Genomic DNA, 10,273 nt, shown 5'->3' with positions numbered 1-10,273 from the left:
AAACCTCGCCTAACCGCACAGATGAAGGATTTACTTTATCCACGGTCAATACTCTTTTGAGCCTTTGAACAGCCAATTCTTTTTTTTGTTTGCTCATCATCTTTAAACCATCCTTTTTAGATTTCGCCTTATTTTTCCTATCACACCTTTGTATTTGCTGGTGCAGTCATATAATTTTCGTGTGCCATTATGTAAGTTTTGCGCCAAAATATCAAAAGCTTCTAAGGCCGCCGAACCGCTTTTTAGCCTAATGCCCATAGAAGCATAAGCACAAATATCATCGTTTTCTGGAATAATGCCCACAGGCAATACTCCTAAAAGCTCAACAATACTGTCAACATCAAGCATTTCATAATTTAAGATAAGATCGCCCCTTACCCTGTTTATGACCAAAGACATATTATTTATCATATAATTGTTAAGTATGGAAATTACCTTGTCTGCATCTCTTATTGCGGAAATATGAGGAGTGGTAACTATAATGGCTTCATCTGATGCCGCAACAGCTCTATGAAATCCAACCTCAACGCCCGCAGGACAGTCTAACAAAATATAATCAAAACTTTCTGAAAGGCAATTAACGATATGTTTTATATTGGCGCCTGTAATTTTGTTTGCCGCCTGTTTGTGGGCGGCAAGTGTACAAAGATTGTCATACATTGTGTCTGGAATCAACGCCTGCTTTACTCTGCATCTGTTTTCAATTACATCTATAATGTCATATACAACTTTATTTTCAACACCCATAGCCACATCAAGATTATTAAGCCCTATATCCGTGTCGATCAAAACCGTCCTTAGTCCCATCTTAGCAAGTGACATACCCAAATTGGCGCAAACTGCAGTTTTTCCGACACCACCTTTACCTGAACATATAACTATTCTGCGAGCCATAGGTCACCTCAAAAGATTTTTCTTCGGTGATTATCATTATATATTCTCAATCAAAACTGTGTAAAGGCGATATTTGTAAGATAATGTCTTTCGACAAAAATATAATATAAAAGAAAAAGCATATCTAAAATCAAAAAAGCCGTATGAATTAATCATACGGCTTTTATTTTATTTAATAATATTTTATCTGTAAATTCCGTGAGTGCCTGTAAAAATTGCTGCAAATAATGCCAAAGCAAAAATCACAAGCATAATAATCATATTAACCATTGCACGCTTAAATTCGGGCGAACGACGGTTATTTTTTACCATAACCAAAACAGACGTAAAAATGCTCAGAAATGTAACAGCTGCATAAACAGAAAAAGCTATAAGCAGTGTCAATTCGGATTTAAAGATAAGTCCAAAAATCAAAGCTATAGCACATGCTATCATGACAAGCCCTATGAGCTGTCTTAATCCGAAATTTCTAAAATATTCGGTCAAAAAATTCCTTTTGCGTCTTCTAACTTTTTCCATTTATAAAACTTGCTCCTTAAATTTTTGTTATAAATTAAAACCAGCCCAGCAGATAAAAAACTGCCAAAACTATAACGCTTATTACGTAAATAATAAACCAAATCGTTCTGTCTTTGCCGCTTTGAGCAGATACCCAATCGTATGCATAAACAACAACAAAGACAAGTGCTATCAAAGTTATTGCTTTTGTTATTAAGCCGATTAATTTTTCTAAGTCGGTAAATCGTCCTAGAAAATAATTAACCAAAATAAGCGCCGCAAGTACAACTACGGCAACCATAGATAAGCCTGACCAGAATTTTTTATTCTTAGCCACTAAAGTTTACCTCAAATAAATTATTTTAGATCTCTGCTGCCCGGCTTTATGATAGGTATTCCTTGCTTGCAAATAGGACATTGATCAGCTTCGTAAGAAGGTATGTCCATGCTGATAAGCGATTCAAATTTTACGCCAAAGTCAACCTTGCCTGCGCTGCGGTCAACTATTGAGCCGACACCTACGATATTGCCGCCCAGGTCTTTAATAAGCTCCATAACTTCTTTTACAGAGCCACCGGTAGTTACAACATCTTCTACTACCAAAACATTCATGCCCTTAGATATTGCAAAACCTCTTCTTAATTCCATTTTGCCGTTAACTCTTTCGCAAAATACGTTTTGGCATTTTAATTGACGAGCCATTTCATATCCCATGATAATGCCGCCAATTGCAGGACTTGCAACTACATCAATATGTAATGAACGGAACTTTTTGCTTAGCTCAGAACAAAGTTTTGTTGAATGAGTGGGATCTACAAACAACTTAGCGCATTGCATATACTGATCGCTGTGTCTGCCGCTGGTCAATAGAAAATGACCTTTCAAAATACCCCCTGAACTTTCAAAAATTTCCAGAACTTTCTCTTGTGAAATCATTTTTACCTCTCTTTCAAATCGCCAACTATTGAGTTTATATCTTGTATTTTACAGTCGGCCATAAGTTTTGTCAAGTCGTCAAGCAATGTTAAAGGAGCGTAAGGATCAGTAAAGTTATATGTTCCTACTTGAACCAAACTTGCTCCGCATAACATAAATTCCAATATGTCTTTTGCACTTGAAATACCTCCCATACCAATTATGGGAATTTTTACGGTATTATAAACCTGCCAAACCATTTTAAGCGCAATTGGTTTTATAGCTGGTCCCGATAGACCGCCTATAGTTCTTGCCAAAATAGGCTTTCTTGTATAAATATCAACCGCCATGCCGCTTACTGTATTGATAAGTGAAATTGCATCTGCGCCGTTATCTTCCGCTGCTCTTGCGTTTTCTGTGATATCAGCAACATTGGGGCTTAGTTTTACTATCAACGGTTTTTTGCAATATTTTCTTACACTGCCTACTACATTTTTTATAGATTCCGGCTTAACTCCAAACGCCATTCCGCCTTCTTTTACATTAGGGCAAGAAATATTGAGTTCGACCATATCTACATCACAGTCATTTAACGCTTCGGCAAGTCTGCAATAATCTTCTACAACACTGCCGGCAATATTAGCGATAACTACTGTATCTAATGTTTTGAGATAAGGCAGATCTTCTTCGACAAATCCTTTAAATCCAGGATTTTGAAGTCCTACACTGTTTAGCATGCCCATAGGTGTTTCGGCAATTCTGGGTACTGGATTGCCTAATCTTTTTTCATAAGTAAGACCTTTTGTGCAAATTCCGCCCCAAACATTAATATCATAAAAATTTGAATACTCTTTTCCAAATCCAAATGTACCGCTTGCCGCAATCAAAGGATTTTTAAATTCTATTCCGCAAATATTGACCGAAGTTTTCATAGAACCACCTCATCTAGCTTAAACACAGGACCGTCAGCACATACTCTCAAGTTTTCAATCTGTTCACCTTTTTTGATTTTGCATGTGCAAACCAAACAAGCTCCTACTCCGCAGCCCATACGCTCTTCTAAAGACACAAAGACCGGCACATTCAAATCCGCGTTTTTTACAGCCTTAACCATAGGTGTAGGTCCGCATACCAAAACAGCGTCAAATCTGATATCTTTCATATCATTTTGCAACGCGCTTAATGCATAACCTTTTTCGCCAAAACTTCCGTCTTCGGTAGCATAGACAGTCCTATATGCGCTAGACTTGAAATCGTCATACAAAATTACATTGTCTTTGGACCTAAAGCCCATGTATGCATAAAATTCTATATCTTTGTATGTTTTTATTACCGGCAATAAGGGTACTGAACCCAAACCTCCGCCTAATAAAGCAACTTTTTTGTAACCATTAGGCAAAATAAAACCGTTGCCCAAAGGAAGCATTGCTTTTAGAGGTGTGCCGTTTTTTAATTGAGATAACTCTAATGTGCCTTCTCCCACAACGGCATACACTATTTCTACACAGTTTTCATTGATTTTCAAAATTCCCAAAGGTCTTCTTAATATTCTGTTGGGAAGCTGCAAATGCAAAAACTGACCGCCAATAAATTGCGGCAGTTTTTCTTGACATTCAAGTTTTGCTCTAAAAACCTTATGTGCGATTTCTTTATTACTATTAATAACTAATTGATAATCTTTCAATTTACTTTCTTACCCTGTTCAAATCGTTTTTCATATCAATTGTTGCCTGATATGCGGCCTTAACATAATCCAAACCTTTGTACTTTTCATTTTTATATGCGCACAAAATACCGCGTGAAGAATTGACTATTGCGCCCAAGCCCTTTTGGTCAAAACATACCTTAAGATCTTCCGCTGTACCGCCTTGAGCTCCATATCCCGGAACAAGGAAGAACAAGTTAGGATATTGATTTCTCAAAACTTCAGCTTCTTTAGGATGAGTAGCGCCGACTACTGCGCATACATCTGAATAGCCGTATTTGCCTATCATATCGCGTCCTAAATCAGTAACTAGGTCGGCTACCTGTTGATAAAGCATTTTTCCGTTTTCCAAAACTTTGTTTTGCAGCTCTCCGCTAGAGGGATTGGAAGTCTTAACCAGCACGAAAATACCTTTGTCAAATGCTTTGCAGTCTTTTATAAAGGGATTGAGTCCGTCTGAACCCAGATATCCATTGACAGTCAAAAAGTCTGCTTCAAAATCAATCAGTCTTTTACCTTTTATTTCTATTCCGCTAAAAAAGCCTTTTGAATAAGCAGACGCTGTTGAACCTATATCGTTTCGCTTGGCATCTGCTATTGTTATCATACCCTTTTGATGTGCATATTTTAATGTTTCAGAAAACGCTTTCATACCAGCAACACCAAGCTGTTCATAATATGCGATCTGAACTTTTACGGCAGGTGCAACTTCACATACCGCGTCAATTATGTTCTTATTAAATTCTGTTATCTCTTTTGCCGCATCGTCCAAAGAATTGATATTTTTTATACTTTCTTCAGGAAGATAGCTTATATCAGTGTCAAGTCCTATAACTGAAGGGTTATCGGTAGCAATGATTCGGTCAATCAGCTTATCAATCATCTTTATTTTTTCTCCTTTTGTCTATTCTCTGCCAAACGGTGTTATCTTTGAATTATTATATACAACTTGTCCGTCAACTATGGTCATAATTGCCTTGCCTTTTAACTTCCAGCCGTCAAACAAGGAGTTACGCGCCTTTGAGAAAGTCTTTTTTGCGTCAAAGACATATTCTATATCGGGATCAATTACCGTAATATCGGCTACATATCCTGTTTTGATTTCGCCTGTTTCTTTTAGTTTTAAAATTCGTGCTGGATTGGTGCTCATTAATTTTGCCAAGCCTGTCCAATCAACAACGCCTTTTTCTATAAGTCTTGTGTTGAGTCCTACAGCGCTTTCAAGTCCGATAGAACCAAATGCTGCCTGTGAAAAATCAACTCTTTTGTCATCAATATGATGAGGAGCATGATCTGTGGCCAAAACATCGATTGTGCCGTCTTTTATACCTTCTATTAAAGCCTGATTGTCTGATTCTTCTCTTAAAGGAGGATTGATTTTGGCAAACGTATTAAAGTCCAAAATTTCTTTATCAGTAGCAAACAAGTATTGAGGACAGGTTTCGGCTGTAACTTTTACTCCTTGCTTTTTAAAAAATCTTATCAGATCTACTGCACCGCTGGTGCTGACATGAGCGATATGGATACGCGCATCCATAGTTTTGGCTACTATAAGATCTCTAGCAGTTCCGACATCTTCGCTGGCTCTTGTGATGCCCTTTAGACCTGCAAGACTTGCGTTTTTACCTTCATTTACATAGCCGCCGTCAGTAAGTGAAACATCTTCGCAGTGAGAAATTATAAGCCCGTCAAAATCTTTTGTATATTCAAGCGCAAGTCTTAGCATATGCGCGGTTGCTACGGGACTGCCGTCATCACTAAATGCTACTGCGCCCTGATCGCTCATAAGTCTTAATTCTGCCAATGTTTCACCCTTTTGACCTTTGGTTACAGCGCCTATGGGCAAAACCTTGCAAAGTCCGCATTCTTTGGATTTGTATTTTACATAAGCTACCAAAGCAGGATTATCAAGAGAAGGTCGCGTGTTGGGCATGCATGCAATTGAAGTAAATCCTCCAGCTACTGCTGATCTTGAACCGCTTATAATGTCTTCTTTATATTCTAGTCCGGGATCTCTCAGATGAGTATGCATATCGATAAGTCCAGGCAAAACCATTTTTCCGCTTACATCGTAAGATTTATCAGATTCACCCGAATATGTTCCGCCTGCAAATGCTATTCTTCCATTTTCCAAAACAAGATCGCCTTTTTCAACCTTGTCACCAAAAACTATATTTCCGTTCTTCAATAAAATTTTCATATTAACTCCCTTTGAGTTATATTTAGTATATCAAATCAATTTAGATAACGCTAATGACAATTACAGCGGAACAACCTTGCGCTTATTAGCGTTTGGCGTTAAAAATTCATCTAATTTGCCGGTTAGGTAAGCCAAGACAGACATTCTTACTGCCACGCCGTTGGTTACCTGCTGTGTAATTACTGAATTTAGTCCGTCTGTTGAATCTGTATCAATCTCTGCACCTCTATTTACAGGACCAGGATGCATCACGATTACATCTTTATGTGCCAAATCAATAATGCTCTTTTCTATACCGTAGTATTTGAAATATTCCGCAATACTAGGGAACATTCCTTTATCCTGTCTTTCTAGCTGAAGTCTTAGCCCCATAATAGCATCGGCGTTCTTAGCAGCCTCTTCTTTGGTCTTAGCAACTGTTACAGGAAGATCCTCTACACCTATCGGCATAAGCGTAGCGGGTGCGCAAATTGTTACATTTGCTCCCATAGCAGTCAATCCCCAGATATTGCTTCTTGCTACACGCGAATGCTTGATATCTCCTATTATGGCTATTTTCTTGCCTTCAAATGTGCCCCATTTTTCTCTCATTGTAAACATATCAAGCAAGCTCTGTGTCGGGTGCTCGTGCAAACCGTCTCCAGCATTGATTACTGATGCTTTTGTGTTTTGTGCAATAAGCTTTGGCGCGCCTGAAACAGAATGTCGTATAACTATTACGTCAGCCTGCATGTGGTCCAAAGTCATAGCGGTGTCAATAAGTGTTTCACCTTTTTTTACTGATGATGAACTTACTGCAAGGTTAATTGTGTTTGCGCCTAAAATTTTGGCTGCTTCATCAAAACTTGAACTAGTCCTTGTGCTTGGTTCATAAAACATCAAAAAAACAGATTTCCCTTCAAGTAGAGAAATCTTTTTTTTGCCGCTCATTAATATTTTTTTCATTTCGGCAGCGCCGTCAAGAATTTTTGTTATTTCTTCTCTCGGCACTCCCTTTAGACCCAGTAGATCTAATTTAGACATTTTTTCCTTCCTGTGCTTTTCGATTGGTTCCAACTTCTTCTTTATGAACAATCCTTAATCCGTTCAATTTCCTCTGCTTTATCAATTTTTTTGTTGTGTTTTTGCGTCTAAGCATCATATGGCTTAACCTCCGAAGTTTTTTCCCCTATCGTAAAAAAAAGCAAAAGTAGTTACTTTTGCTCTTTAAATTCTATATTAATAAAATCACAATCAGCCTTGTCAAGAACTACGCAAGGGGAGGTTAAACAAACTTTAGACTCACAATGCATTATTTTCTCCATGTCTGATTTTTTATAATATATCATTTTTATGGGTTTTTGTAAAACGATTATTGCTGCTTTTTCAAAATCGTTTCAAACATATGAGGCAGCTCGCAGCAAAAGCTCATTCTTCTGCCGTCTCTTGGATGGTCAAATTCCAGCTTATAAGCATGCAATAATTGCCCTTTCAATTCAGTATATTCTTCGTTTTTATAGCCGTAAACAGGATCTCCTATTATAGGATGTCCCAAAAATCTGCAATGTACTCTTATTTGATGCGTTCTGCCTGTGCCTAACTTGAATTCAGCGTAAGTGGTTTTTGAAAATCTTTGAATAACCTTATAATATGTTATCGCGTACCGTCCCAGATTGCCTTCCGCAACGGTAAATTTTTTGCGGTCTTTTTTGTCTCTTACAATATTTTTTTCAATAACTCCGCTGTCTTGTTTCAAAACACCATGCAGCAAAGCCCTGTAAATTCTAGTAGCGTGTTTTGTTGCTATTTGGGCGGCAAGATTCATATGGGCAAAATCATTTTTGGCGACCACAATAAGCCCTGATGTATCTTTGTCCAACCTATGAACAATACCTGGTCTTAACGTTTCTCCGCAATTAGACAAGCTTGAAAAATGATACATAAGCGCATTAGCCAAAGTACCGCTATACACTCCTGCACCTGGATGAACTACCATGCCCTGCGGCTTATTGATCACTGCAAGGTCGTCATCTTCATAAACAATATCCAAAGAAATGTTTTCAGGAATAAGGTCGGTTGCAGGCTGATCAGGGTAAGTTATTTCAATCACATCGCCCATTTTCAAGCTTTTGCCTGACTTAACCTTTTCGCCAGCTACTAAGATGTTTCCACTATCTATTAATTTTTTTATTTGTGAACGGCTGATATCCAATACTTCGGTAAGAAAAACATCCAGCCTGTCATTGTCTTTTTCAGCTATTATAATATCTTTATTCATAATATAAAAAACAAGCAAGCAATTACTCGCCTGCTTCTGTTGTTATTTCTTTTTGCTCGCTTTTATCTTTTTTATGATAACCGATTAAAATTCCTATAATCAATAAGATAGCGCCTATAGTAATGCCGCAGTCTGCTATATTGAAGATAGCAAAACTTTCGCCCAAAAGCGGCAGGTCATATCCAAAGAAAATAATTTCAATAAAATCTCTGACTTTGCCAAGCATTATTCTGTCAATCAAATTGCCTAATGCACCGCCCACAATGAGCGCAATAGCTATTTTCATCAATACCGTGAGTCTATCGCAGTCATATATAAGATAAAACATTACTACGACAACAGTAACAGTAGTTACAATTATAAAAAACCATTTTTTACCCGACAATATAGAAAATGCCGCGCCTTCATTAAGAACATAAGTTATTGACAAAAAATTAGGAATAAGAATTAGTCTTTGTCCTAACTCCATATTGTTTTCAACTAAGGATTTTGACAGCATATCAGAAAAAATCAAAACAAAAATTATAACCAAAGGAAGCCAAAGATTTTTGGCTAAGTCTTTATAGCTTCTGTTTTTGATTCTGTCAAAAACATTATTAAATGAAAAAGATTGTTTATCCATTGATATAACTTTACCAAAAAAAGCCTTTTATGTAAAGTGTATTATTAAATAAACTATAATTGTTTTCTTTTGAAATTATCAAGGTAAAAATAACCATTAATATAATATATAACTATACGGACTATTAAATGCTATTAAAAAAGCTGATAAAAAAACAGCAATCAAAAATTTAATTGCTGTTTTATTTTAATTCAATTTTTTACCCCAAAGTCGGCGGAGTTTTTATATCCACAAATAACGGAGACAGTTTTCTTAGACTTGCCAAAATTTCTTTTAACATATCGGCTGTATAATCAATTTCTTCTACTGTGTTGTTCTTTCCCAAAGACAGTCTTATAGAACTGCCTGCAAGTTCTTCGGGCACGCCTGTCGCCATCAATACATAAGAGGGTTTGAAGCTTCCTGCGGTACAAGCGGAACCTACGCTGGCTGCGATACCTTTTATGTCAAGCATTGTCAAAATGCCTTGACTTTCAGCATATTGAAAACTGAAGTTTACATTGCCGTCTAATCTTTTGGTTCTATGTCCGTTGAGTTTTACATAAGGTATGTTTTTTTCTATTTTTTCAATAAGTCTGTCTCTCAAACTTCTGATATGTTCTGAGTTTTTATCTAAGTCTTTATACGCCTTTTCTATTGCATATCCCAATCCGACTATGGCAGGAACATTGGAAGTGCCGCCCCTTAGTCCTCTTTCCTGATTTCCGCCAGCTATCAACCTATCAATTTTAGTGCCCTTTTTTATATACAAAGCACCGATACCTTTAGGCCCATAAAATTTATGCGCGCTCAAAGTCAATAAGTCCACTCCCAGATCATCGACCTTGACATTAAGAGTTCCTATAGCTTGAACAGCGTCCGTATGAAATAATATTTCTTGATTGTATTTTTTTACAGCTGCACAGATTTCTTTGATTGGCTGAATAGTGCCTATTTCATTATTGGCAAGCATAATAGAAACCAAAATGGTATTTTCGTTAAGTTCATTTACCACGCTTTCGGGACTAATGACTCCGTCTTGATCGGGCAAAATCTTAACGATTTCAACACCATGTCTTTCCAAATCTTCCACGCAATTAATAACAGAAGAATGTTCTATAGCACTTGTTATGATTCTTTTTTTTGATTTTTTAGAAGCGTCAGCTATACCTTTCAAAACCCAGTTGTTGGCTTCGGTAGCAC

12 protein-coding genes are annotated in these 10,273 nt (G+C 37.2%); all 12 read right to left on the bottom strand.

Going from position 1 to position 10,273, the window contains the following annotated elements:
* Window positions 1–102: 102 nt before the first annotated feature.
* Entirely contained in the window at window positions 103–894 is a 792-nt protein-coding gene (gene minD / locus VIL26_07935) for a septum site-determining protein MinD (protein HEY8390856.1), read from the bottom strand.
* A gap of 183 nt (window positions 895–1,077) precedes the next feature.
* Window positions 1,078–1,413, bottom strand: a complete 336-nt coding sequence (locus VIL26_07930) for a hypothetical protein (GenBank protein ID HEY8390855.1) — start codon at window positions 1,411–1,413, stop codon at window positions 1,078–1,080.
* A 34-nt stretch (window positions 1,414–1,447) separates the two neighbouring features.
* Complete coding sequence (locus VIL26_07925; GenBank protein HEY8390854.1) at window positions 1,448–1,729, bottom strand: hypothetical protein; 282 nt, start codon at window positions 1,727–1,729, stop codon at window positions 1,448–1,450.
* Between the two features lie 20 nt (window positions 1,730–1,749).
* Window positions 1,750–2,325 carry an orotate phosphoribosyltransferase gene (gene pyrE / locus VIL26_07920; GenBank protein HEY8390853.1) on the bottom strand — a complete coding sequence of 192 codons (576 nt, stop codon included), beginning with the start codon at window positions 2,323–2,325 and terminating at the stop codon, window positions 1,750–1,752.
* A 5-nt stretch (window positions 2,326–2,330) separates the two neighbouring features.
* The gene (locus tag VIL26_07915; GenBank protein HEY8390852.1) at window positions 2,331–3,239 is read right to left on the bottom strand and encodes a dihydroorotate dehydrogenase; all 909 of its coding nucleotides are present in this window, start codon (window positions 3,237–3,239) and stop codon (window positions 2,331–2,333) included.
* Window positions 3,236–3,991, bottom strand: coding sequence for a dihydroorotate dehydrogenase electron transfer subunit (locus VIL26_07910; GenBank protein HEY8390851.1), 756 nt, complete (start codon window positions 3,989–3,991; stop codon window positions 3,236–3,238). The genes VIL26_07915 and VIL26_07910 overlap by 4 nt, the downstream gene beginning before the upstream one ends.
* A 1-nt stretch (window position 3,992) precedes the next feature.
* Window positions 3,993–4,895 carry an orotidine-5'-phosphate decarboxylase gene (gene pyrF, locus VIL26_07905; protein HEY8390850.1) on the bottom strand — a complete coding sequence of 301 codons (903 nt, stop codon included), beginning with the start codon at window positions 4,893–4,895 and terminating at the stop codon, window positions 3,993–3,995.
* A 21-nt stretch (window positions 4,896–4,916) separates the two neighbouring features.
* Window positions 4,917–6,212, bottom strand: coding sequence for a dihydroorotase (locus VIL26_07900; protein ID HEY8390849.1), 1,296 nt, complete (start codon window positions 6,210–6,212; stop codon window positions 4,917–4,919).
* 60 nt (window positions 6,213–6,272) lie between these two features.
* Window positions 6,273–7,235, bottom strand: a complete 963-nt coding sequence (locus VIL26_07895; GenBank protein ID HEY8390848.1) for an aspartate carbamoyltransferase catalytic subunit — start codon at window positions 7,233–7,235, stop codon at window positions 6,273–6,275.
* A gap of 328 nt (window positions 7,236–7,563) precedes the next feature.
* Window positions 7,564–8,469, bottom strand: coding sequence for an RluA family pseudouridine synthase (locus tag VIL26_07890; protein HEY8390847.1), 906 nt, complete (start codon window positions 8,467–8,469; stop codon window positions 7,564–7,566).
* 22 nt (window positions 8,470–8,491) lie between these two features.
* Window positions 8,492–9,091 carry a signal peptidase II gene (lspA, locus tag VIL26_07885; protein HEY8390846.1) on the bottom strand — a complete coding sequence of 200 codons (600 nt, stop codon included), beginning with the start codon at window positions 9,089–9,091 and terminating at the stop codon, window positions 8,492–8,494.
* A 199-nt stretch (window positions 9,092–9,290) separates the two neighbouring features.
* Window positions 9,291–10,273, bottom strand: a 983-nt coding sequence (locus VIL26_07880) for a cysteine desulfurase family protein (protein HEY8390845.1), incomplete at its 5' end; no start/stop codon positions are given.

The sequence above is a fragment of the Clostridia bacterium genome (assembly GCA_036562685.1).
Lineage (GTDB): Bacteria > Bacillota > Clostridia > Christensenellales > DUVY01 > DUVY01.
The sequence above is the reverse complement of the archived record's forward strand: the minus strand, read 5'-3'. Positions and strand labels throughout refer to the sequence as shown.